General features: G+C 38.4%; 24 protein-coding genes, 1 pseudogene and 3 riboswitches. Of the genes and pseudogenes, 8 read left to right on the top strand and 17 right to left on the bottom strand.

Annotation, left to right across the window (positions count from 1 at the left end; genetic code table 11):
* Nucleotides 1-183: 183 nt before the first annotated feature.
* Nucleotides 184-331: riboswitch (FMN riboswitch) on the bottom strand.
* 93 nt (nt 332-424) lie between these two features.
* Nucleotides 425-1,453 carry a YkvI family membrane protein gene (locus MKZ18_RS07025; protein WP_025909179.1) on the bottom strand — a complete coding sequence of 343 codons (1,029 nt, stop codon included), beginning with the start codon at nt 1,451-1,453 and terminating at the stop codon, nt 425-427.
* Nucleotides 1,454-1,652: 199 nt separating this feature from the next.
* Between MKZ18_RS07025 and MKZ18_RS07020 the strand changes: the two genes are divergently transcribed.
* The 5 genes from MKZ18_RS07020 to MKZ18_RS07000 all read left to right on the top strand — a co-directional run bounded on the left by MKZ18_RS07020 (nt 1,653) and on the right by MKZ18_RS07000 (nt 11,129).
* Nucleotides 1,653-2,555, top strand: coding sequence for an aldo/keto reductase (locus MKZ18_RS07020; RefSeq protein ID WP_340842647.1), 903 nt, complete (start codon nt 1,653-1,655; stop codon nt 2,553-2,555).
* Nucleotides 2,556-3,088: 533 nt separating this feature from the next.
* Nucleotides 3,089-3,191: riboswitch (SAM riboswitch) on the top strand.
* 111 nt (nt 3,192-3,302) lie between these two features.
* Nucleotides 3,303-5,141, top strand: coding sequence for a bifunctional homocysteine S-methyltransferase/methylenetetrahydrofolate reductase (locus MKZ18_RS07015; RefSeq protein WP_119542958.1), 1,839 nt, complete (start codon nt 3,303-3,305; stop codon nt 5,139-5,141).
* Entirely contained in the window at nt 5,142-8,585 is a 3,444-nt protein-coding gene (metH, locus tag MKZ18_RS07010; RefSeq protein ID WP_340842648.1) for a methionine synthase, read from the top strand.
* A gap of 176 nt (nt 8,586-8,761) precedes the next feature.
* Nucleotides 8,762-10,198 carry a carbon starvation CstA family protein gene (locus MKZ18_RS07005; protein WP_138117201.1) on the top strand — a complete coding sequence of 479 codons (1,437 nt, stop codon included), beginning with the start codon at nt 8,762-8,764 and terminating at the stop codon, nt 10,196-10,198.
* 127 nt (nt 10,199-10,325) lie between these two features.
* Entirely contained in the window at nt 10,326-11,129 is an 804-nt protein-coding gene (locus MKZ18_RS07000; RefSeq protein ID WP_025909174.1) for a Cof-type HAD-IIB family hydrolase, read from the top strand.
* A gap of 32 nt (nt 11,130-11,161) precedes the next feature.
* Here the strand turns inward: MKZ18_RS07000 and MKZ18_RS06995 are convergent, their stop codons facing one another.
* The 4 genes from MKZ18_RS06995 to MKZ18_RS06980 all read right to left on the bottom strand — a co-directional run bounded on the left by MKZ18_RS06995 (nt 11,162) and on the right by MKZ18_RS06980 (nt 15,015).
* The gene (locus MKZ18_RS06995) at nt 11,162-11,353 is read right to left on the bottom strand and encodes a hypothetical protein (protein WP_076513104.1); all 192 of its coding nucleotides are present in this window, start codon (nt 11,351-11,353) and stop codon (nt 11,162-11,164) included.
* A 65-nt stretch (nt 11,354-11,418) separates the two neighbouring features.
* Complete coding sequence (locus MKZ18_RS06990; protein WP_076513049.1) at nt 11,419-11,751, bottom strand: hypothetical protein; 333 nt, start codon at nt 11,749-11,751, stop codon at nt 11,419-11,421.
* A 462-nt stretch (nt 11,752-12,213) separates the two neighbouring features.
* Nucleotides 12,214-13,509 (bottom strand): NCS2 family permease, encoded by a 1,296-nt coding sequence (locus MKZ18_RS06985; RefSeq protein ID WP_340842649.1) that lies wholly within the window; start codon nt 13,507-13,509, stop codon nt 12,214-12,216.
* 189 nt (nt 13,510-13,698) lie between these two features.
* Nucleotides 13,699-15,015, bottom strand: coding sequence for a short-chain fatty acid transporter (locus MKZ18_RS06980; protein WP_283880724.1), 1,317 nt, complete (start codon nt 15,013-15,015; stop codon nt 13,699-13,701).
* A 403-nt stretch (nt 15,016-15,418) separates the two neighbouring features.
* Between MKZ18_RS06980 and MKZ18_RS06975 the strand changes: the two are divergent.
* Nucleotides 15,419-15,672: pseudogene (locus MKZ18_RS06975) on the top strand (SDR family oxidoreductase); the annotation flags it as partial.
* A gap of 386 nt (nt 15,673-16,058) precedes the next feature.
* Nucleotides 16,059-16,424, top strand: coding sequence for a YueI family protein (locus tag MKZ18_RS06970; protein ID WP_340842651.1), 366 nt, complete (start codon nt 16,059-16,061; stop codon nt 16,422-16,424).
* A gap of 26 nt (nt 16,425-16,450) precedes the next feature.
* On the opposite strand, the gene MKZ18_RS06965 is transcribed toward MKZ18_RS06970, so the two are convergent.
* From MKZ18_RS06965 to MKZ18_RS06950, 4 genes are all read right to left on the bottom strand, one after another.
* Nucleotides 16,451-17,200, bottom strand: coding sequence for a cell wall hydrolase (locus tag MKZ18_RS06965; protein WP_025908425.1), 750 nt, complete (start codon nt 17,198-17,200; stop codon nt 16,451-16,453).
* 769 nt (nt 17,201-17,969) lie between these two features.
* Entirely contained in the window at nt 17,970-18,296 is a 327-nt protein-coding gene (locus MKZ18_RS06960) for a hypothetical protein (protein ID WP_061786160.1), read from the bottom strand.
* Between the two features lie 70 nt (nt 18,297-18,366).
* Nucleotides 18,367-18,561 (bottom strand): hypothetical protein, encoded by a 195-nt coding sequence (locus MKZ18_RS06955; RefSeq protein ID WP_025908423.1) that lies wholly within the window; start codon nt 18,559-18,561, stop codon nt 18,367-18,369.
* Between the two features lie 16 nt (nt 18,562-18,577).
* Nucleotides 18,578-19,432, bottom strand: coding sequence for a patatin-like phospholipase family protein (locus tag MKZ18_RS06950; protein WP_061786161.1), 855 nt, complete (start codon nt 19,430-19,432; stop codon nt 18,578-18,580).
* Between the two features lie 242 nt (nt 19,433-19,674).
* Here MKZ18_RS06950 and MKZ18_RS06945 point away from each other — a divergent pair, with 242 nt between their 5' ends.
* Nucleotides 19,675-19,860 carry a YkvS family protein gene (locus MKZ18_RS06945; RefSeq protein WP_025908421.1) on the top strand — a complete coding sequence of 62 codons (186 nt, stop codon included), beginning with the start codon at nt 19,675-19,677 and terminating at the stop codon, nt 19,858-19,860.
* 243 nt (nt 19,861-20,103) lie between these two features.
* Here MKZ18_RS06945 and MKZ18_RS06940 read toward each other — a convergent pair whose 3' ends face one another.
* The 8 genes from MKZ18_RS06940 to MKZ18_RS06905 all read right to left on the bottom strand — a co-directional run bounded on the left by MKZ18_RS06940 (nt 20,104) and on the right by MKZ18_RS06905 (nt 25,223).
* Complete coding sequence (locus MKZ18_RS06940; protein WP_025908420.1) at nt 20,104-20,805, bottom strand: oxidoreductase; 702 nt, start codon at nt 20,803-20,805, stop codon at nt 20,104-20,106.
* A 66-nt stretch (nt 20,806-20,871) separates the two neighbouring features.
* The gene (gene queF / locus MKZ18_RS06935; RefSeq protein WP_061786159.1) at nt 20,872-21,369 is read right to left on the bottom strand and encodes a preQ(1) synthase; all 498 of its coding nucleotides are present in this window, start codon (nt 21,367-21,369) and stop codon (nt 20,872-20,874) included.
* A 99-nt stretch (nt 21,370-21,468) separates the two neighbouring features.
* Nucleotides 21,469-22,200, bottom strand: coding sequence for a 7-carboxy-7-deazaguanine synthase QueE (queE, locus tag MKZ18_RS06930; RefSeq protein WP_061786158.1), 732 nt, complete (start codon nt 22,198-22,200; stop codon nt 21,469-21,471).
* Nucleotides 22,193-22,636: a 6-carboxytetrahydropterin synthase QueD gene (gene queD, locus MKZ18_RS06925; RefSeq protein WP_144593624.1), complete on the bottom strand. Its 444-nt coding sequence runs from the start codon at nt 22,634-22,636 to the stop codon at nt 22,193-22,195. Before queD ends, queE begins: the two co-directional genes overlap by 8 nt.
* Nucleotides 22,636-23,298 carry a 7-cyano-7-deazaguanine synthase QueC gene (queC, locus tag MKZ18_RS06920; RefSeq protein WP_025908416.1) on the bottom strand — a complete coding sequence of 221 codons (663 nt, stop codon included), beginning with the start codon at nt 23,296-23,298 and terminating at the stop codon, nt 22,636-22,638. Before queC ends, queD begins: the two co-directional genes overlap by 1 nt.
* 174 nt (nt 23,299-23,472) lie before the next feature.
* Nucleotides 23,473-23,516, bottom strand: a riboswitch (PreQ1 riboswitch).
* Nucleotides 23,517-23,582: 66 nt separating this feature from the next.
* Nucleotides 23,583-24,689, bottom strand: a complete 1,107-nt coding sequence (locus MKZ18_RS06915; protein WP_341344519.1) for a GerAB/ArcD/ProY family transporter — start codon at nt 24,687-24,689, stop codon at nt 23,583-23,585.
* Between the two features lie 21 nt (nt 24,690-24,710).
* Nucleotides 24,711-24,977 (bottom strand): GerAB/ArcD/ProY family transporter, encoded by a 267-nt coding sequence (locus MKZ18_RS06910; RefSeq protein WP_076513052.1) that lies wholly within the window; start codon nt 24,975-24,977, stop codon nt 24,711-24,713.
* A 9-nt stretch (nt 24,978-24,986) separates the two neighbouring features.
* Nucleotides 24,987-25,223: a hypothetical protein gene (locus tag MKZ18_RS06905; protein ID WP_144593626.1), complete on the bottom strand. Its 237-nt coding sequence runs from the start codon at nt 25,221-25,223 to the stop codon at nt 24,987-24,989.
* Nucleotides 25,224-25,228 lie beyond the last annotated feature (5 nt).

Genomic DNA, 25,228 nt, shown 5'->3' with positions numbered 1-25,228 from the left:
AAAAGCCCCCTTAAACAAGTGTCCAAGGGGGTTGTTTTTAGAATCAGTGTATACAAAGCATCCACAAACAAGATAGCACTTAATAGCCATCTCACTTTGCGATATACTAAATAAGCAGTTGGATATAACGGTTTTCTAAAAAAGCCATTACGCCTATGTAATCGCTACACATCCACTGTGCTCCTGATCCTTCTCCCATCCAGACTTTTACTGTCGGCTCTAGATTTTAACTAGATCCACCGCTATCGAAAAATACGAAAACGGGTCACGGGCTTAAAGGCATTGCCTTATCACCGCCGGTTGGGACTTACACCCGACCCCGAAGGATATTTATGTCGACAATATCTGTCGAATTTGACCTTATTATAGCAAAGCTTTAAACAGTTGTCACACTTTTTAACACATTTTCACTTAACTTACAGAGTTAACTTTTTTCTTTTTTGATACAGAGCATAACTAAAAGTGCTAATCCAATATAGCCGAAAATCGGATACAGCACCTTCAACAACTCTCCATACCCAACCTGTGCAACTAGAAAACATAGCGCAAAGATAAAGGCAAAAGCTCGCTGATTTGAGATTGGCAATATGGATTGAATCTGTCTAGCAATTCCAAATACATTTCCAATTAGTGTGGTGAAAATCTCTCCAAAAACTACTAGTAAAAAGAGCCAATTAACGAAAAGGCCAATATGTTTTACTACTTCACTCATTGGAATATCTAAATGGTATGCATACGGCAAGTTTGAAAGAGCTAAATGCGTTGCCACCATCATAAATGTTAAACCAATTCCTCCTAAAACCGCACCGTTTTTAATGACTTTTCTATCTTTCACTTCGCTTCCTAAAGGAACAAGGACGGCTTGTGCTAATGCTAAATTAAGAGCCACATACAAAAAAGGACTAATCAGCCAGTTCCAATCCCCTTGAAAATGAACCGTTGACACTTGTAAAAATGAAAAATCAGGAGCGTGTGGAATAAAGATTAAAATTGAAAAAGCAAGCATCATTGGCACTACAAGTGAATTAACAAATAGTAACCCATTAATTCCTTTGGACACTGATATGTATGCTAAACCAATTGTAAGAAGCATACCCACCTGTGGCCAAAGTCCAAACTGTTCGGCTGCAATTGCTCCCGTACTCGCTAGCATAACGGATGTGACTCCAAACAAAATAATAATGGTAAATCCATTAATCAGCTTCCCCATAAATGTACCGAATAGATGCGTATTTAACGTTTGATAAGACGTTGCATCAATCGATTGTGCAATAAGCATCATTTTTGACCCTAACCAAATAAAGAACAAACCGCTAATTAAAATTCCGAATAAACCCATTGAGCCATACTGAGTAAAAAATTGAACAATTTCTTTACCCGTTGCAAACCCAGCCCCCACTACCGTACCGATATAGGTAGCAGCTACTTGTAGCGTCAGCTTCCATTTACTCAAGTTCTCCACCTCATTTTCTTGGAACTCACTATTTTTTATTCTTTATGACAACATGTCTTATCGCTCAGAAAAGCAGCTTGTACTAAACTATATGTAGAGGCAAAGTAAAAATGACGAATCTTTAAAGATGTAATCGCTTTATCTACCTGTTATAATCAAAGCGAATTTACTATCTAGTTCTTTTGAAAGGGTTGAAGGTATGCAATACATAAAGCTAGCGGAAGATTTAAAGTTTTCAAGAATTATTCATGGGTTATGGCGTTTAGCCGATTGGAACTTATCAACAAATGATACGCAAACTCTAATTGAACAATGCTTAGATCGAGGTATTACTACATTTGACCATGCGGATATTTATGGTAACTACAGCTGTGAAAAGTTATTTGGGCAAGCGTTAGCGCAAAAGCCTTCTTTACGCGAGTCTATGCAGCTTGTTACAAAATGTGGCATTAAGCTAACGTCTGATAAATATCCAGAGCGTAAAATTAATTTTTATGATACGAGCAAAGAACATATCATCAACAGCGCCAACCAGTCATTAAAGAATTTAAATACGGACTATGTAGATGTTTTACTCCTCCACCGTCCAGATCCTTTTATGGATCCACAAGAAGTAGCAGATGCGTTTATTCAGCTTAAAGAAGAAGGAAAAGTACGCTACTTTGGAGTCTCGAACTTTAAACGTTCACAGTTTGACTTACTTCAATCGTTCTTACCTTTTTCACTTATTACGAATCAAATTGAAGTCTCGCCTACTTATTTAAACCATTTTGAAGAAGGCACAATTGAACAATGCCAGCAGCATAAGATAGCGCCAATGGCTTGGTCACCACTAGGTGGCGGCTCCATCTTCACTGCTGAAGATGAGCGTTCCATTCGCGTTCGAAACAAGCTAACAGAAATCGGTGAAGAAATTGGAGCGAAATCGTTAGATCAAATTGTCTATGCTTGGTTACTAGCTCACCCAGCTACTATTATGCCGATTGTCGGGTCTGGAAAAATGAACCGCATTGATGTAGCTATTCAAGCGTTGGACTTAAAGGTGAATCGCATGCAGTGGTTCCAAATTTTAGAGGCTTCTAAAGGACGACCTGTTGATTAAACCTATTTAGATAATTTCTTTTCTAACACGTAGATTTCAACAATTTAATTCAATGCACTCCGAGGCTGAGAAATAAGTAATTCAGCCAATGATAAACCTGAACGGTTGAGAGTTCCTCACTTTTAATCGTTCAGGTTTTTTATTGATTGTGAAAACAATGTTGAAAATAGGCTGGAATGAAGCGTAGCGTAGGACACTCGACTCTTGCGGGAAAGAGAGGGAAAACTGAGATCCCAAAGCGCAGGGAGGAAGCTCTGGTTCCTCCCCCCGGAAAGCGAGTGGCCATAGCGCAATGGAACGAACGTGTTCTGACAACGTAAAGAGGTGAGAAAAGGGAGTGTTGGTATTTTTGGAAATTTGTTTTGTTATGCCCATCCTCTTCTTATGATTTATTAGTGAAATTTTCGAAATTGTCTTGTATAATATACAAAAATCAGATAAATTAGATAATAAGATTAAATTTCATCTTTATCGTTCGTTTCTTTTTAAGTAAACATATCGCAGAATGAACTAAAATAATAATCATATATGGATTCTTATCACGAGAGGTGGAGGGACTGGCCCTTTGAAACCTCAGCAACCAGTCGAAATGACATGGTGCTAAATCCAGCAAGCAAATCGCTTGGAAGATAAGAAGAAGAAATAAAGTCTTCTTCTTACAGAAGGCTTTTTTTGTTAATTCATTTTCTTTTTTTATTTGAACACAACTGATAACAGATGAAATGGAACGTTTAAGGAGGTTTTCAAATGGGGTTACTTGAAGATTTACAATCACGCATTTTAATAGGAGATGGTGCAACTGGTACCCTTCTGTATTCACATGGAATTGATAGCTGCTTTGAAGAGCTAAACATCACAAAAAAAGAAGAGATTCAGCGCATTCATCGTGCATATGTAGAAGCAGGTGCAGATGTCATTCAAACCAATACATATGCTGCCAATTATCAAAAGCTTGCACGATATGGTTTAGAAGATGCTGTCAAAGATATTAACATTTCAGCCGTCAGAATTGCAAAGCAAGCTGCTAAGAAAGATGCATACGTGGTCGGTACACTAGGAGGCATTCGCTCATTTCAAAAAAATGCCATCTCAACAGAAGAAGTAAAGCGAAGCATTCGCGAGCAGCTATTTTGGCTGTTAAATGAAGGCGTTGACGGCTTGCTATTTGAAACATACTACGATTTTGAAGAATTAAAAACGGTGTTGTCCTTGGCTAGAAAAGAGACATCAAAACCAATCATTACGCATGTTTCACTCCATGATATTGGCGTATTACAAAATGGAACATCCCTTTATGATGCGTTTCAAGAGTTAGAATCTTTAGGTGCAGATGTTGTCGGTCTGAACTGTCGTTTAGGCCCTTCTCATATGATTCAATCGCTTGAAGAAGTTCCGCTTTTAGATCGTGCTTTCTTATCAGCTTATCCAAATGCAAGCTTACCAGCTTATGTAGAAGGAAAAGTGGAGTACGCTACAAATCAAGATTATTTCGTTGAAAGCGCCAAAGCTTTTCGCAATCAAGGCGTTCGTTTAGTAGGTGGATGCTGCGGTACTACGCCCGCTCATGTTCAAGCGATGTCACAAGCATTGAAGCATGAAAAGCCTATTACGCAAAAGAAAGTAAAGATTAGACCAGTTGTAGAAATCAAAGAACAAGAACAAACAAAGGAACCACACCTCCATGATCTTGTGAAAGAAAGGCGTTCAATTATCGTTGAGCTTGATCCACCAAAACAGCTCGGACCAACAAAATTTTTAGATGGTGCAAAAGCTCTTCATAAGGCTGGTGTTGATGCGGTTACCCTTGCAGATAATTCTCTGGCATCACCTCGAGTAAGCAACTTAGCAATGGCATCGCTTATGCAGCAGCAAACGGATGCTCGACCGCTTGTTCATATTACGTGTCGTGACCGTAACTTAATCGGACTTCAATCCCATTTAATGGGACTTCATACACTTGGCATTAACCAAGTATTAGCCATTACAGGAGATCCATCAAAGATTGGAGATTTCCCTGGAGCTACGTCCGTTTATGATGTCTCTTCATTCGATTTAATTAGCTTAATTGCTCAATTTAATGAAGGATTATCCTATTCAGGAAAGCCACTTGGACAAAAAACCAATTTTTCAATCGCAGCGGCATTTAACCCAAACGTTCGACATTTAGACCGTGCAGTTGTCAGACTTGAAAAGAAAATTTCATGCGGTGCTCACTATTTTATTACACAGCCGCTATACTCAACAAAACAAATTGAAGAAGTGTACGAAGCAACGAAACATTTAGATGCTCCAATTTATATCGGCATCATGCCACTAACAAGTGCTCGTAACGCTCGCTTCATTCATCATGAAGTACCCGGAATTAAATTGTCGGAAGATATTTTAGCACGCATGGATGCTACTGGAGAAGATCGAATTAAAGGTGAAGTTGAAGGATTAGCAATTGCAAAAGACTTAATCGATACTGCCTATGAATTATTTAATGGTATCTATTTGATTACACCGTTTTTGCGCTACGAAATGACCGAGATTTTAACTCGTTATATCAACGATAAACAGCTTGTAACGACAGAAAGGAAGAACTAAATGACCTCATTAATTCAAGAACAATTACAAAAGCGAATATTAATTATTGATGGTGCAATGGGAACCATGATTCAAGACGCAAATTTAACAGCTGCTGATTTTGGTGGCGAAGAGTACGATGGTTGTAATGAGTATTTAACCCTAACAGCTCCTCACGTTATTCAGCGTATTCACGAAGAATATTTCGCTGCAGGTGCTGATATTATTGAAACCAATACGTTTGGCTCTACTTCCATTGTATTAGATGAGTACGATTTAGGTCACCTTGCCTACGAGCTAAACATCGAAGCTGTAAAGCTAGCGGTGGCAGCACGAGATAAGTTTTCAACGCCTGAGTGGCCAAGGTTTGTAGCCGGAGCTATTGGTCCTACAACAAAAACATTGTCGGTAACGGGCGGAGTTACCTTTCAAGAATTGGTCGAGTCGTACGAAGAACAAGTTCGTGGATTATTAGACGGTGGCGTTGACCTCCTTCTGGTGGAGACGTGTCAAGATATGCTAAACGTAAAAGCTGCTTTTTTAGGAATTATAGCTGCATTTGAAGCATCGGGCAAAGAGCTTCCTATTATGATTTCAGGAACAATCGAACCGATGGGAACGACGCTGGCGGGCCAAGATATTGAATCTTTCTATCTATCATTAGAGCATATCAAGCCTCTATCTGTTGGCTTAAATTGTGCTACTGGCCCTGAGTTTATGACGGATCATATTCGCTCTTTATCTGAATTAGCAACGTCTGCTGTTAGCTGTTACCCAAATGCTGGCCTTCCAGATGAAGAAGGTAACTACCATGAATCACCTGAACTTCTTGCTCAAAAAATTAAAAGCTTTGCGGACAAAGGTTGGTTGAATTTTGTTGGTGGCTGTTGCGGTACTACGCCTGCTCACATTAAGGCGTTGGCTGAAGCTGTGAAAGACGTCTCTCCTCGTCCATTAAATCGACCTGAGCATAACCATGCTGTTTCTGGAATTGAGTCATTAATTTACGATGACTCCATGCGCCCTTTGTTTGTAGGTGAACGTACCAACGTTATCGGCTCACGTAAATTTAAGCGCCTTATTGCAGAAGGAAAGATTGAAGAAGCTTCTGAAATCGCGCGCGCTCAAGTAAAAAATGGTGCACATGTTATTGATATTTGCTTAGCCGATCCCGATCGCGATGAAATTGAAGACATGGAACTGTTTATCCAAGAGGTTGTGAAAAAAGTCAAAGTCCCTCTTGTTATTGATTCAACGGACGAAGCCGTAATTGAACGTGCCCTCACCTACTCACAGGGTAAAGCAATTATTAACTCCATTAACTTAGAAGATGGCGAAGAGCGGTTCGATGCCATCTTACCGCTTGTAAAAAAATTCGGTGCTGCTCTTGTGGTTGGTACAATTGATGAAGAAGGTATGGCGGTTACCGCTGAGCGAAAGCTTGAAATTGCGAAGCGCTCACACGATTTACTGGTTCAAAAACATGGATTCAACCCTAAAGATATTATTTTTGATCCGCTTGTTTTCCCTGTTGGTACAGGTGACGAACAGTATATTGGCTCTGCGGAAGAAACGGTAAAAGGAATTAAAATGATTAAAGAAGCATTGCCTGACTGTCAAACAATTCTCGGCGTCAGTAACGTATCGTTTGGCTTACCGCCTGTTGGGCGTGAAGTGCTAAACGCTGTATACCTCTATCACTGTACGCAAGCTGGTCTTGACTATGCCATTGTAAATACTGAAAAGTTAGAGCGCTATGCGTCCATCCCTGAAGCAGAAATTAAGCTAGCAGACGCGTTACTGTTTACTACTAACGATGAAACGTTAAGCTCGTTTACAGACTTTTATCGTGATAAAAAGAAAGAGTCAAAAATCGAAGTATCGAATTTAAACCTTGAAGAACGTTTAGCTATGTATATTGTAGAAGGAACAAAAGAAGGACTGCTCCCGGATCTGCAAGAAGCGCTTGCTAAATATGATGACCCATTGGATATTATTAACGGTCCATTAATGAATGGAATGGCAGAGGTTGGGCGGTTGTTTAATGATAACCAGCTAATCGTCGCCGAAGTTCTCCAAAGTGCTGAAGTCATGAAAGCATCCGTTGCCTTTTTAGAGCCGCATATGGAAGCGTCAGAAAACGATTCTGGTAAAGGGAAAGTGATTTTAGCTACAGTTAAAGGTGATGTACATGATATCGGTAAAAATTTAGTCGACATTATTTTAAGCAACAACGGATTTAAAGTGATCGATTTAGGAATTAAAGTAACGCCTCAACAGCTCATTGAAGCTGTGCAAAAGGAAAAGCCTGATATCATTGGCTTATCCGGCCTACTAGTAAAATCAGCTCAGCAGATGGTATTAACAGCTCAGGATCTTACGCAATCTAAGATCAACGTGCCTATTATGGTAGGAGGCGCTGCGCTATCTCGTAAGTTTACTGATTTTAAAATTGCACCTGAATACGAAGGTGCTGTTCTATATGCTAAAGACGCAATGGATGGCTTATCGCTTGCCAATAAACTTCAGGACAAAGAAGAGATTACACAGCTTCTTGAAGATTTAAAAGTTCGTCAAGAAAAGAAAGTCACGTTTAAAGAGCGAAAACATCAGGAAAACACAACTGCAACAGCCGTGTTACAACGGTCTGCTGTATCAACGGATGCTCCGGTGTTTATTCCATCTGATTTAAAACGTCACGTTGTGAAGCATTACGATTTGGCGCAAGTTTTACCCTACATTAACTGGCAAATGCTTTTAGGCCATCATCTGGGACTTAAAGGTAAAGTTAATAAATTACTTGCTGAAAAAGATGAACGAGCCGTTCAATTAAAAGAAACGGTAGATGAATTGCTGGAATTAGCTCTAAAGGAAAACTTAATTAAGCCAGCTGTTATCTATCAATTCTTCCCTGCGCAGTCAGATGGAAATGATTTAATTATCTATGACCCTTCTGACCAGAAGACAGAAATTGAGCGCTTCACGTTCCCGCGTCAAGAGAAAGGACAGTTCTTGTGCTTATCTGATTTTGCCAAGCCTGTTGAGAAAGAAATGGATTATGTCTGCTTCTTCTCAGTTACAGCCGGTACAGGAATCCGCGAACGTGCCGCTCAGTTTAAAGAAAACGGTGAGTTTCTAAAGAGTCACGTTTTCCAAGCGCTAGCACTTGAACTAGCAGAAGGCTTGGCAGAACGTGTTCATCAACAAATTCGAGACCGTTGGGGCTTCCCTGACTCTCCAGATTTTACTATGGCAGAAAGATTTTCAGCTAAGTATCAAGGACAACGCTTCTCTTTTGGCTACCCGGCATGTCCAGACTTAGAAGATCAAGCCAAGCTATTTAAGTTGATTGAGCCTGAAGATATAGGTATTCAACTTACGGACGGCTTTATGATGGAGCCTGAGGCTTCCGTTACCGCTCTTGTGTTCGCTCATCCAGAAGCTAAATATTTTAACGTCCTATAATAAATAAAGAAAAATCCATCGTTATCTAACGGTGGATTTTTCCTATTCAAACATTAAAAAACTAAAAAAATTAACTTTTCTAAAAAAATACCTTGTCACCTCCTCTGACATTTGTTAGGATAAGAATATTAAATTTTCAAACAATTAAAACTTTTGTTTTTTAGGAGGATGTTCACATGGTTACTTTTTTCGCTTCTATTGCCCTTTTAATCGGGGGATATGCCATTTACTCAAAAGTGGTTGAGCGAATTTTCGTTATAGATCCAAACAAACAAACACCAGCGTATGAAAAGTTTGATTCATTAGACTACGTTCCGATGAAATGGTGGAAAGGTTCATTAATTCAACTCTTAAACATCGCAGGTCTTGGCCCCATCTTCGGAGCCGTTATGGGCGCTTTATACGGACCGGTAGCGTTCATCTGGATTGTCATCGGCTGTATCTTTGCAGGAGCTGTACATGATTACTTCTCTGGTATGCTATCTCTTCGCCATGGTGGAGCACAGTACCCAGCGCTAGTTGGTAAATATCTTGGAGCAAATATGAGAAAGATCATCAATGTCGTTTCTCTTGTGCTTATGATTTTAGTAGCGGCAGCTTTCACAGCTGGTCCAGCTCAGTTAATTACAAGCGTTACATCTTTACCTTTTATCGTATCGCTAATTATTATTTTTGCTTACTTTATTTTAGCGACGGTCCTACCCGTTAATAAAATTATTGGAAGAATTTATCCTTTATTCGGTGCAGTATTGATTTTCATGGCTGTCTCAATTGCATTTGCACTTATTTTCATTTCAAAAGAATCTGTACCAAATTTAACATTAGAAAACCTTCATCCACAAGAGCTGCCGATTTGGCCTCTATTAATGGTAACTATCTCATGTGGTGCTATTTCGGGCTTTCACTGTACGCAAAGTCCAATTGTTGCTCGTACACTAAAAAATGAAAAAGACGGACGCAAAGTATTTTTCGGCGCGATGATTGGAGAAGGAGTTATCACCTTAATTTGGGCAGCAGCTGCAATGACATTCTTCAACGGAACAGGTGGCCTTCAAGAAGCACTTGCTGCTGGTGGACCATCTGCGGTAGTAAATGAAATCTCAACATCGTGGCTTGGAACATTAGGAGGCATTCTCGCTATTTTAGGTGTTATCATTCTACCAATTACAACTGGGGATACGGCATTACGTTCATCTCGTATGATTTTAGAGGATCTTGTTAGTAAGAACCATAAAGAAGAAAAAGGAAATAAAAAAGCAACGTTTATTTATACATTATCCGTTGCGGTTCCAGCTTTTTATCTATCAACAATTGATTATTCATTCCTTTGGAGATACGTTGGCTGGACCAATCAAGTCGTTGCCACTGTCATGCTATGGACAGCTACCATTTACTTGCTTCAACATGCTAAAAACCATTGGATTTGCGGAATTCCATCTATGTTTATGACGGCGGTAGTTTGTTGCTATATCTTCTATGCTCCAGAAGGTTTAGGGTTAGATTATGGTTTATCAATGGGTATTGGTACAGTTCTTACTTTATTCGTAGGCGGTTGGTATATTAAACAGATTCGCACTTATACTAATCGAAACATTAATACACAAGTAGCATGATAAAAAGGCTTCCGATTCGAGGAAGCCTTTTTATATGAAATACAAGCGTTTTCTTGATACAATAAATACGCATGTATACTACTATTTATAAGAATATGACCGGTTCATTGAAAGGAGCTTTTTTAAGTTGATCAAACTATTTGTCAGCGACCTTGACGGTACGTTGCTTCATCAGGAAAAATATGTTGAAACACATAATATTGAAGCGTTAGTAAAGCTTCAAGAAAGCAATATTGATGTTTGTTTAGCATCAGGACGAATGGATAGTGAAATTCTAAAAATTTCGTCTGATATTCAAAATAATTTTCATCGAATTAGTCAAAATGGTGCGTTTGTTTGGACAAGAGATAATCATTCACTACACGCTAAGGTATTTGAAAGTGAGTTAGCTTCCAGCCTATACAAACAAACGCTAAATCCTAACCACGTCGTCTTAGTTTGTTCAAACGATACGAACTATGTAGAAACGAAAACCGACGTCATTAATGAAATTGAAAAGCATATGTTTTTCCCAATTGAGGAGCAGGAAAATATGCTCGACTCTTTTGGATTAAACCTCTCGCCATCTAAAATTACAATCCTTGGAGACCACTCCGAATTGGTAGCTCTTCAAGCTGATTTAACACATCAGTTTAAAGAGCAAATTGATGCCTACATTTCTGCCAAAAACTGTTTGGATATCATGCCAAAGCACATCAGCAAAGGAAATGCTATTCAAATCTTACTAGATCATTTAGGTTTACAACCTGAAGAAGTAGCATGCGTGGGTGATTCCTTTAATGATATTCCAATGTTTCACTTAACGCCGAATAGCTTTGCGATGGCCACAGCTCCTGAAGAAGTGAAAAAACACGCTTCTGCTGTTGTTTCATCCGTCAGTGAAGCAGCGGAAATTGTTTTAGCACGAAATAATAGCATCCCTACTAAATAAGAAAAAGTGCGAAGCGTCTGCCTCGCACTTTTTTAATGTCTCTTCCAAACTGCCCGGAGGTATTCTCCTAGGCTGTGCTGAGCACCATTATCTGTCTTGCCTGCTTTTACAAGAGCCTGAATACGTTCTCTCCTAACAATCGTTAAGATCAGCGTCATAAAAAACAGAATGGAAATTCCCATTACAAATAGCGCTAATAATGATGCTACAATGGTTTCTGGCATTGTTAAAGATCACAAATTTACCTTCTCCTTTCTTTTTGTACAAAGGAAGGAGTTAGTTGAATCGCTTATCCTAAAAGATTCTTCTGTTCATATTCATTCTCTGCATACGATTTTAAATCCTGAATTTCTTGATATGCCCCTTCAAGACCTTGCTGTTTTGCTTTTTGATTCATATGGTTATACACCATCTTCACCTTACACACTGTTGCTTTAAGAGATGTTTCTGGGTCAGCATCTTCTTTTAAATGAACATTTGCCAAATCTACAATGGAGCGAGCTAATAACTCGACGCTATTGCGCAGCTCAACTTCGTTATAGACCGCACGATCTTGAAGCTTAAAACGAATAATCTCATTTGCTAACTCCCTCACACGTACAAACTGCTGCTGTTCATTCATAGTATTTCCGCAGTAAGAAACTTATACCCCACTCTTTAGGCGTAATAAGTAACTAGACTTCTTACGGCTGAGATCCCCCTTTTATTAGGCCTAGTCTGCTTTTGATAAATAAAAAACGCTTTTCTTATGTTATTTTACTATTAGATATTCGATAAAATAACTGCGTTTCCCTTTATCTCTTTCCCTTTAATTGCCGACATATTTTGCTTCTATTCCGACTTTAAATGCGCCAAAACATGATAAACAAACAGTAAAATCCCAACTGTTGTTAAAGTAGCTTCTACTGCTATAATAAGCGTCATGCTTTACGTATTAAGCACAGTCATCAAAAATAATCCTATCATCATAGGAAGCCCTAAGTTATGCAACCACGCATGAATTTTGTCTACCTTATTCCTTCTTTTAGAAGTTTAGAATCATCCATTCAAATAAAAAAGCAGCTGGCAATCCAGCTGCTTAACTTTATGCAATATAATGTAAAACAAAGTTCAAGAAAAATAACAACGCAATTACGTACATAAAAGCGGATACTTCACGCATTCTGCCGATTGCAAGCTTTAAAAGCGGGTATGCAATAAAACCAAAAGCGATACCATCAGCAATGCTGTACGTGAGCGGAATTAGAGCGATAATTAAAAACGCTGGGAAACCTTCTGATAGATCTTGGAGGTTGATGTTCTTGATATTTTGAATCATCAAACCACCAATAACAATCAAAATCGGTGCAATTGCACTATCTGGAATAAGCTTAATAAATGGAACAAAGAACAGTGAGCTTAAAAATAACACGCCTGTAATTAAAGACGTAAGTCCCGTTCTTCCACCCGCTGCAATACCTGATGCTCCTTCAACTGAAGCAACAGTTGGGCTCGTGCCAAGAAGACCTGCCAAAGAGGCAGAAACAGCGTTTGCTTGAAAAGCTTTTGAAAACTTTTCCTGTTGGTCCATCATGCCTAATTGGCCATGAATTAATCCAATGTTCTCGAATACAAGTACCATGGTTAGCGAGAACACTGCAGCCCAAAACGTAATTTGTCCAAGCGCTGTAAACGAAAAGGCACCGAAACCTGCAAAAAATTCTTGAAAGCTTGTAGAGGTGCTGCCGTTCGATTGATTTTGAACACCAAACAGCATTGCAATAAGCGTTCCAGCAATCATGCTGAGCAAAAAGTTTCCGCGTATATTTCGAATAAATAACACAATTGTAATCATCAATGTCAACAACGTACTAAGCACAAACGGATCTGATAGATTCCCTAATGCAACAAACGTTGTATCACTTGGAATAACCAATCCACCTTTTTGAAGCCCAATAAATGTTAAGAATAACCCGACTCCAACGGTAATTGCTTCTTTTAAAGAGTGCGGAATCGCAGCCACAAGCTTTGCAGATAGCCTTGAAAATGCAAGCAAAGTGAACAAAACGCCGGATATAAATACGGCAGCTAGTCCTTCTTGCCACGTTAATCCCATTGACTGTACCATTGTATACGTAAACAACGCGTTGATTCCCATACCTGGAACCAAAATAAGGGGGGCGTTTGCCCAAAACGCCATCAGTAAACAACCAATGACCGATACAGCCACCGTCGCAAAAATACCTGCTTCTAATGGGATGCCTGCATCTGATAAAATAGTTGAATTAATCGCAATGATATATACAATTGATAAAAAGGAAATAACGCCCGCAACGCTTTCTTTTCCAAGCGTTGTGTTATGATGCTTCAATTGAAACAAATTTTCTAATAACGCTTTCAAATTTTCTTCCTTCTTTTCTCAATATCCCTCACCCACCCAGTGTCTAAAAAAGCCACCGTGGCTATTATAGCAAAATCCGTGGCGGTTGCAAGAGAAATTTTACGTTTTCTACAGTATCGACTTCTACTGCATTTATAGTATCGGCATTTTTTGCATGCTTATCGATAACATCTTTTACTAATCGCTGTATTAAAAAATAAGCAATCCTAATGAAATAATGACGCCGCTTACTAACAAAATCATGACGCAATATCCCATGATATCTTTTGCTTTTAACCCAGCGATTGCAAGAGCAGGAAGCGCCCAAAATGGCTGAATCATATTCGTCCAAGCATCTCCCCAGGCTACTGCCATGGCAGCTTTTGCGGTTGGTACATCTAAAGCTTGAGCTGCGTCTAAAACTACCGGAGCCTGAACTGCCCACTGCCCTCCTCCGGACGGTACAAAAAAGTTAACAATTCCAGCACTCCAAAAAACAAACATCGCAAACGTTGTTTCAGTTGAAATCGAAACAAATGCTTCTGAAATCACAGTTGCTAACCCTGAAGATACCATGATGCCCATCAGCCCTGCATAAAATGGAAATTGAATAATAATGCCACTTGTTCCTTTCACAGCTTCTGTTACCGCTTTCAAAAAATTACGAGGCGTTCCATGAAATAAAATTCCCAGAAACAGAAACAGAAAATTGACAATATCTAAATTTAATAAAAGTCCTTTTTCCACGAAGTAATAACCTAAAAATACGATTCCCGCAGCCCCAATTGTCAATGAAATAATTCGGCTATTCTCTAAACGTGCTGCGGGCGTCATATGCTCAACTTCAGCCGATGCTGCTTGAAAGTCTTTTAACAGCTCAGGATCTACTACAAATGCTTCTTCCTTTGGTGGCATCATTAATCTATTCACAATCGGTACGGCTACAAACAAGGCGGCTACAATCACTAAGTTAAATGTAGAAAAAATGGTTTGACTTGTTGGAATAAGTCCAATCATGTCTTCTGCAAAATGACCAGGTGTCGCAATCGTTAAAGGAACAGAACCGGAAAGTCCTCCATGCCAAATGACAAAGCCGCTGTATGCACTCGCAATTAATAAACGATAGTCGACATACTTCACTTGTTTCGCTAATTCCTTTGAAAATAACGCACCTACAACCAGCCCAAATCCCCAGTTTATAAAGCTTGCTAGTAATGAGATAATCGATACAAGTACCACTGCTTGTCCTGGAGTCGAAGGCAAGCTAGCAAGGCGCGTTAATCCTTTTTTACATAAAGGACTGCTTGCTAATACGTGCCCCGTAACTAATACTAGAATCATTTGCATAGAAAAAGCTAATAACCCCCAGAAACCTTCTCCCCAGTACTGCACTAGATTTATTGAGGTACTATCTGTAAAGATAAGCCCAAATCCAAACACTGCAAATGTTAGGATAATGACAAATAAAAATGGATCTGGTAAATACCTTTGCATAATCCCATTAAAAAAACCAACTATGTGTTTCATAGAAGTTCCCCCTTATTCGACTTTTTCTGACGTCATGTATGATATTCGCTTTTTTTATTCTTTTTTCCTTTAAAACAGGAAAAGAAGTGAACCACTGCTCACTCCTTTTCTTTAAAAATCATGTTATACGATATTGCATATATTTCCTTATTCAGTTCACATGGGCATAAGCAGGATTTTTTAACATTTAAACTTATAACCCTTGACAAGTTTAAACGTTATGTTTAGAATTAACTTCCCTAGATTTGAAATATATAAGTGTACAATGTTAGAAATAGTTAGTCTTCCCTGTAATGAAGCACGCCCTGTGGGCGTGCTTCATTTTCATTTATTGAAATAAATACATATCTCAATTCCCCCAGGTAATACTACTACCATCTTTTTATGACTGGAGAAGGATGTCATTACAGTAAATGCGCTTTGTCCTGGTTATGTAGATACGCCACTTGTTCGTAACCAACTTCAAGACTTAGCTAAAACACGTAACATCTCACTTGAGAAAGTATTAGAACAAGTAATCTACCCCCTCGTTCCACATCAGCGTTTGCTAACAGTTGATGAAATTGCTGATTATGCAACTTTTCCTAGCAAGCGATAAAGCGAAAGGAGTGACAAGCCAAAGCCATTGTAATGGACGGCGGGTATACAGCTCAGTAAAAAATGACATAAAAAAGGCGATGAATTTTGCGTTCATCGCCCATTTTATGAAAAGGATAAAATGATTGCATCTTTATAATGGAAAACCCTTTTTTGACCATTGGTTTAAGGCTTATTCTCCCCTTTATAAACCTCAAAACGCGCTATTATTGTATAAAGTCATCTCCCCAAATAACTTTATACAAATCGAACTGAAATCGCTTACAATCTTAACTTTATGAAATCATTTCCTTTTCGTTCTATGTTCATTAAACACTAATTTTTTCAAAATAGCAACCCTTTTTATCGGATTTCTTTAAGTATGTTCTAAAAGATGATATTTTTATATGAAGTCCTCATATTTTATTGAAATATGGGGAAATGATACGTAAGAAGGAGTGACAATTATGAGTGAAAACATCAAAGAATATTTAGAAAGAGGACTATATGGCACCCAAGAAACAAAGCAAGCTGAGCGTAAATACTTCCTCACTGCTTTACGTGAACGAATTGAAATTGCTCTAACTAAGGGACAGGTAATGAAGCCAACCGTTTATAAAGAGGTTGAAACAACCATCACTAACGTTCAAAGTGGACAAGTCTTTTTAAACGGAACGATTTCCTACTCTTTTTTATCAAAATATATTCAAATAGCAAACAAACATAACGTTCCTTTTACTATTGTACAAAATCTAGAAGCTGATACAGATATCGGACTCGTGGTCACAGGGTCAAAAGGTTCCACTGAAAATGAAATTTTTATCAAAAATTAAAAAGCCGTCAAATCGACGGCTTTTCTTTATTTTGCAAATACATGATTTCCAATTGTTTTTACAACTTGACGAGAGCGAATCCAATCATCTGTCGCTGTGTCAGGGTTATAAAAGTAAATGGAATCATTTAAGCGATCTTTTCTCATTAGTGCCTCTTCCACTGCACGGTGTGCTTCATCAGATGCTGGCTTATTAATTGAGCCGTTTTGAACAGGAGAAAACGCATAGCTAGTCCCTACCACTTCCATAATTACTCCGTTAACACTGTTTGGAAACTGCTGTGACTCTACACGATTTAGGACAACGATAGCTACACCTAATTTTCCTTCATACGACTCACCTTTTGCTTCCGCTTCTACTAAGCGTGCCAACAAATCTTTCTCTCCTTGAGAAATGGCCATTCCTTCAGGAGCCGGCTGTGTTTCTGCCTTAACTTCTTCTACTTCAGCAGGTTGGCTTACTTCTTCCGTTTCAACCGCTTTAACGGCTTTCTCTTCTTCAGCTACTTTTGACTCTGAAATTAGCCCATCAGTATCTCGACCGTTTGGCTTTTCTGGAATACGAAGCGTTTCCCCTTCATAAATCCATTCGTCTGTACGATTATTTTCGTCCATTATATCTGCAATGGTTACACCATATTGTTTACTTAACTGCCCAAGGGTATCTCCCTTAATGACTTTATATTTCGTTTCTGCTACTGCGACTGACTGAACGCTTCCAAGAGCAAACATAGCAGTTAGCATCATGAATAAAGACTTAACATAACTCTTTTTCATGCGGTAATACCTCCTGAAAATTCGTATGGTACTACTCTAACATAGCGTAGTACCTCTTTCACCGAACGATTCCTTTACATTTCTTTTAGTTTGATTAATAACATTACGAATCAAACACGATTATGACAATAATCCTATATATTTGTCATAATGAAGGAATTTTTTTGTGCAAGGAGGTAGGTATTACCTTGTTTACATTTCCCTTTTCAGACTTTTGACTCACTTCAAAATCATTTCAATTCTAGAAATAAATGCACATTTAACTACTCTATAACTACATTTGCTGAAAAAAGCAATTATTCAAAACGAACTCTATGCCACACCTTTCCCCCAAGATATTGTGAGTAAAACAACTCCTATCAGGCAAAGTCATCATTCGTTATGTGAAACTTTCCTCTTAGAAAATCGAATTAAAAAGATATAGAGTATGACTTCTCCTTTTCCTTAAAAGTCCTGTGATTGAAGCGAACTATCTGAAGTGAGAATCACGACTCGTTGCGCGCGTTCTGCTCTCTTTCACACCCAAACAATACATAGAGATAAGTAGTTTTCCCACTACTCGAAGAAACCTGTGATTGCAACGAAGGATGGGAGACTCCTGCAGGACTAGCGAATGCTCTGAGACCCGGCAAGTTTACGAGGAGGCTTAGGCTTAGACCGAGCCCTGCGGAAAGGGAGCAGCCGGAGTAGAAATCACAACCCATTGTATGCGTTCTTTCTTCTTTCAAAACAAAAAAGATGAAGCGCAAATTTACACGCTTCATCTTCTTTAATCTTCAAGCTCTATTTCTACAACATCATAGAAATCAATTACTAGCTTAGCACCTGTATCGTCCATAAACGTAAACGCAGATTGATCGTCTGATAAATCCAGGACATAACCTGACAGTAGCTGTTCACTATTATCATAAACCGTTGTTAATGAAACCTTTTTGTGCTCAACAAACGCTTCTTCTAATAATGAATGGAGGTCGTACTCCCGGTCGTCAGCTGGCCGGTTTGTTAACAGCATCCCATATGTCATCTGTCCATTTTTATCTTTCCATATATAATCTGCAAAATAAAATGGTGCTGTACTTTTTCGAAAATCGTCCATGTAATCCCTCCTATAGCTACACATTACTTTCATTATATAAGCGTCTGCTCAAGAAAGCTAGCGTTTCAACTTAACTACGAGGCGTTTCGGTATAATAATACGTAAAGTTCCCACCTCGACCAGCTACTCCGCGAAAATGCTTGAAATCCTCTCTTCTTACAAGCACAGGTTGAAACCCTAAAAAATCCTCTTTACGAACGTGTAGCTCTTGAATCTCGCCGTCACGGAGAGCATCTAACTGCTTCATTACTTCCTCTTCGTTCATTTATATGTACTCCTTTCTACGAAAAGTCCTTTAACCATTCTTTTAGTTTATCATACTGTTCTGCAGCTTCTTCATATCCTTGCTTATACAAAACGTCTAACTTTGATCGGTCTTTCTCCATTCGCCCTACTACCAGTGGCTTCTGTGGACGAATCACAAATATATTTCCTGCTTCCTCCTGCTCATCGATATAAGCAAGCGTATCATTATAAAGCTTATAGCGGTTCTCTAATGCCTTAACTAAACCTGGATACTTACGATAATAACGCTTTGTAAACCAAGATGAACTGGATTTTTTCTTTTGGTATCCTTTATTTCGTGTTAACACCACAATATTTTTCTTAAATCCATCACTCTCTGCTTTTTTTACTGGAATTGGATCGCTGATTCCCCCGTCTAACAGCTGTTTACCACCATACTCCACAACTTTTGACACAAATGGAAGCGAGCTTGACGCGCGAATAATGGTCAGCAAATCGTCCTCATGATTGTCAAAATAAACAGGCTTTCCCGTTACGCAGTCCGTTGTGCCTACTACAAGCTGTTCAGTTCGCTTGTGAAAAGAATCAAAATCAAATGGAAGTAAGCTGGTTGGAATTTCTTCAAATACAAAATCCATCCCAAACATCTCACGCGTCTTAAAATAATTTCGCAGTGACAAATAACGTGGATCATCTATATAATCTAGATTAGCTCGACGGCTTCTTCCTACTTGTCGTGATAAATAGGAAGTTGCATGACAGGCTCCCGCCGAAACACCAATCACATAAGGTAAATATAAATCTTGTTCCATAAAGTAATCAAGTACCCCCGTTGTATAAAGGCCTCTCATACCGCCACCTTCTAATACTAACCCTGTATTTCTCATAATAATTGACACCTTCTATTTCTAATGTTTTAATCATTAAATAATCCTACATGTCAGTACTATATCGAATTACCCTCCTTTTGTCGAAGAATTCACTTAAAAAAACATCTTTTTTTACATTTTTTAAAAAACATCTTTACTAATTAACCAATTTAAGGCAAAATTGAGAAAAAGAAAATAGAAAGCGTTAACTAGATTTACTTTTATAAATTTTCTAAAAATAATCTAATAAAGGAGCGATTGCGATGAAAATTGCAGAGGTAGGAAACGTAATTGAATTTAAAAATGGTTTAAAAGGTATTGTAGAAAAAGTAAATGAGAACTCTGTAATTGTTGACCTAACTTATATGACTAACTATCGTGATTTAGACTTAGAACAGCGAACAGTTGTAAACCATAAAAACTACACCATTATCAATCATGCGATGTAACAAATAACCACCCAGTACAAAGTACTGGGTGGTTATTTGTTACAAATCTTTTCCTTTTGCTCTTTACTTAAAATACCGAGTTTGTACAACATATACGCATATTGTTGTGCTTTTTTAGCCGATTTCATTTCCTTCCTCCTCATGCTTTTACTTTATTATATTCACACAACTAAAAAAGTTTCCTTAAGGAAAGAAAAATAGCTTCCTCTAAAAAAAGAAAAAAAGCCTCTAAATTCGAGGCTTTTACTTTGCAATCACTTTTTTACCATTTGTAAATGAGTAATAACATTCTCCTGTGAAAATATCTTGACTTTCATGGATATGAACCCCTGCTTTATCTTCCATAGCCGCTTTCATCATTGCTTTTGCAACATTGTAAGCTTTAATTGGTCGATATTTCTTCCATTTACCAATTAGGCAGAATGAGCAAGACTTAAGAGTGTATTCCCCTACTTTTTCAAACAAACGAAACTCATCGCGTTTGCCTAATAGTAGCGATGGACGGAAGAAATGCGTAGATCGAATGTACAGACTCGCAATATCTTCTTCCACCTGACCTTTTACCTTACTGTAAAAGAAAGGGGAACGAAGATCAGCACCAATTGCTGTAACGGTTAAAAAGTTTTGGCAGCGATTTGCTTCGGCACATTTTGCTGCTTTTAGTGGGAATTCATAGTCCACTTTAATAAATTTCGATTTTGTTTTTGCTTTCTTCATCGTTGTGCCTAAACAACAATATACATCATCAACTGCAAAATCTTTCTCATACTTTTCAAGCTCTGCAAAATCAATTTCGAGCTGACGTAGCTTTTCATGTTCAACCGGCAGTGCCTTTCGAACAAGTACTGTCACATGGCTATATGAGCGATTATCTAAAAGCAACTGTAAAAGTTCTTGACCAATAAGGCCACTTGCTCCTAGTACTAATGCTGATCTTTGTGACATTCTTTCACCTTCTCACCTTGTTGTTGTTTACATCGGAAAACAGGTTGTTAAGACAACCTGCTTTCATTAACGATTATCAATCGTTTCTGGATATAAATCGTGATTCATTAATCGATAAGAAGCCATTTCTTCATACTTTGTGCCTGGACGACCATAGTTTGTATATGGATCAATGGAAATTCCACCACGTGGCGTAAATTTCCCCCATACCTCAATATAACGTGGATTCATTAATTCGATTAAGTCATTCATAATAATATTCATACAATCTTCATGGAAATCACCATGATTTCGGAAACTAAACAAATAAAGCTTTAAAGACTTACTTTCAACCATTTTTTCATCAGGTATATAGCTAATATAGATTGTAGCAAAATCAGGCTGTCCTGTTTGCGGACATAAGCTTGTAAATTCTGGACAATTAAATTTAACGAAATAATCTCGATTTGGATGCTTGTTATCAAACACCTCTAAAATTTCTGGTGAATACTCAAACAAGTACTTTGTTCCTTGATTACCTAAAAGCGTTACACCTTCTAATTCCTCTTCTTTACGACCACTCATGTGTGTTTCCTCTCTTTCTACGATTGTCATTCTAACAGCGTTTTTTCATTTTGTACATATTTGTTTTTGTATTTTATTTGTAAATTTTTTAAAGAACGCTTACACGCCTCTTTTATTTCCCCATACAAGTGCATGAACCTGCGGCAACACGCGTACATTATTCATATCTGTTGTAGCTACAACAAGATCAATTAGCCACTCATACTTCCCTAATAATTTACGAGTTAACGCCTCGTCATCCGTTGTTGTCAAATCATCATTTCCTACTTGAACAAAGAATGGCACTGATGGATAGCGCTGATGAATGTGTTTTGCATAATCGAAATCCGTTTCATCAAACACAACCACTTTAATGCTAATATGTTGACTACGTCCATTGTTTTGCAAGCGTTCAACAATATCATCCAACACTTCGTAATTTGTCTTCATTCCCGAGCTTGGTGGCTTGGGTGAAAGAGTTAAATCATCAATTTTATAAAACCACTCTTGAAAGCGACTTCCCTGAGTTTCAAGCGCGACTTGCTTTTGATGATCATGCAAGCGATCAATTAGTTTATCTAAAGATTTCAACAGCGCTGGATTCCCGCCTGAAATAGTTACATGGTCAAAGCGGTCTCCTCCTAAGGTTTGCAATTCATGCCAGACCTCTTCGTCCGTCAATTGACGGATGTCACTTTTCGCTGACCCATCCCAAGTAAATGCCGAATCACACCAACTGCATGAGTAATCACAGCCAGCTGTGCGCACAAACATTGTTTTTCGGCCCACAACCATTCCTTCTCCTTGAATCGTTGGACCAAATATTTCGAGAACAGGAACCTTATTATTCATCTCGCTTCACCTTCTTTGGACGATATACAACATAGCTTGTAGGAGTTTCACGAACAAACACTTGCACGCATGCTGGCTTATTTTCAAGTTCATCTAAGTGAGCTTGTACAAGTTCATAAATTTTCCGAGCAATCACTTCAGATGTTGGGAAATCATTCGCATCCTCTTCATTAAATAAATGCTTATGATCATTTAAAAGCGTATGGTCGAACTGACCAGACACAATCTTTTTCAACGTAGCAAAGTTAACTAAAAAGCCTGATGAATCTAATTCATCACCTGCAATAGTTAGATTCACAAAATACGTATGGCCATGAACCTGCTGACATTTTCCTGCTGACTCATGAGGAACAAAATGCGCAGCGGCAAAGTTCATGTCTTTATTTAATTCGTACGAATAAGGATGTGCTACCTGTGGGTAAATTTGCTGAAGCATTACTGTTCCCCTCCTTGTTTCGTGTCAAGATATTGTTCTAGACCTCTCTTGCGAAGTTTACATGCAGGACACTCTCCGCACCCGTCTGCAATAATACCGTTATAGCAAGTTAACGTATGTTCACGCACATAATCAAGCGCACCTAATTCATCGGCTAGTCCCCATGTCTCTGCTTTATCAATCCACATTAATGGTGTGTGAATGACAAATTCAAAATCCATTGATAAATTCAACGTTACGTTTAGCGATTTAACAAACACATCTCTGCAGTCTGGGTACCCTGAGAAATCTGTTTCGCATACACCTGTTACTAAATGACGTGCACCGCTATTTTTAGCTAATACAGCCGCAAATGATAAAAAGAGAAGGTTGCGTCCGTCCACAAACGTTGTCGGTAGCTCCCCTTCCTCTTGGCTAATGTCAATATCATCTCTTGTTAGTGCGTTAGGCGCTAGTTGGCTTAACAACGACATATCTAAAATTGTGTGCTTCACACCAAGATCTTTTGCAATGGCTTCAGCAACCTCAATCTCTTTACTATGACGCTGACCGTAGCCGAACGTAACGGTTTCCACTTCTTTAAAATTTTTTAGCGCCCAAAATAAACAAGTCGTACTATCTTGTCCACCGCTAAATACAACAATTGCTTTTTCGTTTTTCATTTTTTTGTCTCCTTTTCCTTTATAAAGTCAAAGAAGAAAACATTCCGTTGTTTAGATCATATAAAAAAAGAGATTGCTTCGTTTGCAATCTCCCTTAACTAAGAATCCCTTTCTTATATTAAAAAAGAAACAGGAAAAAAGCCCCTAAAATCGGCGCCATTTGTCATCTCACTGATGATCTTAGTTTTTTATAGAGGGAGTTTACGAACCTCTCCCGCACATAGAGCACGGCATTTCTTCTTTCAATTTTCGCTTTTAACTATATCATACTCCATTTAAAATTACTATGTACTTCTACTTTTCTTCCTACTTTTCAATTGAATCATCACCAGCGCTACGATTGGAATGACAAACTGCATGGGAATGTGAATCCAAACTGGTACAATTTTCAAACCTATCTCTAAATGTTTAACAGCATTATCCGACATAAAAATAGTCGTAGTCAGAATGGATACCGTAACCAAAAGGAGTGATAGCTTGTGACTCCCGGTTTGATAAATATCTTTTATCCCTAAAATAGCTGCATATGCGAAAATCGTTACTTTAGCAAAACCGCCAATAATAAGAACACTAATGGCTAGCATATCCATCCGCTGAATAATATCTCCAATATTCACTTGCTGTACGGTTACAAGTAGGGGGATTGTCGATGATCCTACCAAGTGCTCTCCGAGTGTAGTTAAGCTAATTAAACTTAGCATACTAAGCATAACGCCTCCTATCACCACGGCACGCGTTCCCATCTTTCTAAGAGACTTTTCTCCTTTTATAAACTGGTTAAACATTAAGAAAACAACCATTTCTCCAAATGGAAACGTCAAAATAAGCGGAAACACCGCTCTAAAAATTGAACCGATTCCTTCAGCTAAAATGGGGTGCATACGATCTGGGTTCATAACATCAAAAAAGAACAGTAAGAAAAAACCTAACACAATGAAGCCAACAAAAACAACTAACAATAACACACTCGCTCTTGCGATTGGCTCAACTTCTAAAAAGCATGCATACGCAATAACTAGCGTCATAACCCCGCCCACAATAACTAGAGGCGTATCCTTCATTGATGTTAACAATAACAGCTCACAAAAGTCTCTTAGAACACGCGCACCAATGTAAATAAAATATAGCACGTACAGCATGCAAATAATTTTGCCAACTAGCTTTCCAAAAGCAATTTTTAATATTGTTGGAAACGTTTCTTCTGGATGCCTTTTATATAAAAGTGTAAAAAGAGCAAAGAAAGGCAGGTACATTAACATCCCTACTAAAACGGCAATCCATGCGGATTGACGTGCTTCCTGTCCAATACTCACAATGGTCGCACTTCCAAATAAGAACAGCAGCATCATTGAGAATAGTTGAAAATTGCTTATTACTAAGCGTGGATGCATTCCTTTCCTCTCCTTTCCTCACTAGGTAGTTACCGATTTTCGGTCATACTTGCCACAAGACTTCTTTGCTATATCAATTAGCGTCGATTGAGGGTATTTTTTGATTAACCATAATAAAAGCCTCGCAAATACTAACCCACTTCCTGTTCCAATTATTGCACAAATCCAAGCGATGTTCTTTGCCACAGCTAATAATAAAGTAGATACAACTAAGATTGCACTTCCAATGGAGAATACGTGGGTTAATGTAAAGAACTGTTTCCCACTTATCACTTCTTTTTGGCTCATATTGAACACCTACACCGAATAAAATGAAGAAAAGATATCAATGATGGACTGCATCCAAAACTCAAGGGCATACAGCGGAGTTGGAATGGTTATTCGAAAAATAACCACTATCCACATTACCACTCTTGTAGTAGAAAAGCTGCTGTATATTACGATTTCTTTTATCTGTTTTTGTTGATAAAGAAGGCGGATTGCCTTATATGCTAAAAAGCTGAATACCCCTAAAAACAGCAGTAAGTTTTCCATGTTGC

Origin of the sequence: Priestia sp. FSL W8-0001 (assembly GCF_038050335.1) — a bacterium.
GTDB classification, from domain to species: Bacteria; Bacillota; Bacilli; order Bacillales; family Bacillaceae_H; genus Priestia; species Priestia flexa.
This window is presented reverse-complemented; position numbering and strand designations above follow the sequence as displayed.

What these genes read in the sequence shown, in the direction of transcription:
- MKZ18_RS07005 (WP_138117201.1), top strand. Translation starts at nt 8,762, where the DNA reads ATGGTTACTTTTTTCGCTTCTATTGCCCTTTTAATCGGGGGATATGCC.
- MKZ18_RS06990 (WP_076513049.1), bottom strand. Translation starts at nt 11,751, where the DNA reads ATGAATGAACAGCAGCAGTTTGTACGTGTGAGGGAGTTAGCAAATGAG.
- queD (WP_144593624.1), bottom strand. Translation starts at nt 22,636, where the DNA reads ATGCTTCAGCAAATTTACCCACAGGTAGCACATCCTTATTCGTACGAA.
- MKZ18_RS06940 (WP_025908420.1), bottom strand. Translation starts at nt 20,805, where the DNA reads ATGTCACAAAGATCAGCATTAGTACTAGGAGCAAGTGGCCTTATTGGT.
- queC (WP_025908416.1), bottom strand. Translation starts at nt 23,298, where the DNA reads ATGAAAAACGAAAAAGCAATTGTTGTATTTAGCGGTGGACAAGATAGT.
- MKZ18_RS06960 (WP_061786160.1), bottom strand. Translation starts at nt 18,296, where the DNA reads ATGGACGATTTTCGAAAAAGTACAGCACCATTTTATTTTGCAGATTAT.
- metH (WP_340842648.1), top strand. Translation starts at nt 5,142, where the DNA reads ATGACCTCATTAATTCAAGAACAATTACAAAAGCGAATATTAATTATT.
- MKZ18_RS06915 (WP_341344519.1), bottom strand. Translation starts at nt 24,689, where the DNA reads ATGCATCCACGCTTAGTAATAAGCAATTTTCAACTATTCTCAATGATG.
- queE (WP_061786158.1), bottom strand. Translation starts at nt 22,200, where the DNA reads ATGAATAATAAGGTTCCTGTTCTCGAAATATTTGGTCCAACGATTCAA.
- MKZ18_RS07020 (WP_340842647.1), top strand. Translation starts at nt 1,653, where the DNA reads ATGCAATACATAAAGCTAGCGGAAGATTTAAAGTTTTCAAGAATTATT.
- MKZ18_RS07015 (WP_119542958.1), top strand. Translation starts at nt 3,303, where the DNA reads ATGGGGTTACTTGAAGATTTACAATCACGCATTTTAATAGGAGATGGT.
- MKZ18_RS06945 (WP_025908421.1), top strand. Translation starts at nt 19,675, where the DNA reads ATGAAAATTGCAGAGGTAGGAAACGTAATTGAATTTAAAAATGGTTTA.
- MKZ18_RS06910 (WP_076513052.1), bottom strand. Translation starts at nt 24,977, where the DNA reads ATGAGCCAAAAAGAAGTGATAAGTGGGAAACAGTTCTTTACATTAACC.
- MKZ18_RS06980 (WP_283880724.1), bottom strand. Translation starts at nt 15,015, where the DNA reads ATGAAACACATAGTTGGTTTTTTTAATGGGATTATGCAAAGGTATTTA.
- MKZ18_RS06955 (WP_025908423.1), bottom strand. Translation starts at nt 18,561, where the DNA reads ATGAACGAAGAGGAAGTAATGAAGCAGTTAGATGCTCTCCGTGACGGC.
- MKZ18_RS06995 (WP_076513104.1), bottom strand. Translation starts at nt 11,353, where the DNA reads ATGCCAGAAACCATTGTAGCATCATTATTAGCGCTATTTGTAATGGGA.
- MKZ18_RS06965 (WP_025908425.1), bottom strand. Translation starts at nt 17,200, where the DNA reads ATGAAAAAGAGTTATGTTAAGTCTTTATTCATGATGCTAACTGCTATG.
- queF (WP_061786159.1), bottom strand. Translation starts at nt 21,369, where the DNA reads ATGAGTGGTCGTAAAGAAGAGGAATTAGAAGGTGTAACGCTTTTAGGT.
- MKZ18_RS06905 (WP_144593626.1), bottom strand. Translation starts at nt 25,223, where the DNA reads ATGGAAAACTTACTGCTGTTTTTAGGGGTATTCAGCTTTTTAGCATAT.
- MKZ18_RS06970 (WP_340842651.1), top strand. Translation starts at nt 16,059, where the DNA reads ATGAGTGAAAACATCAAAGAATATTTAGAAAGAGGACTATATGGCACC.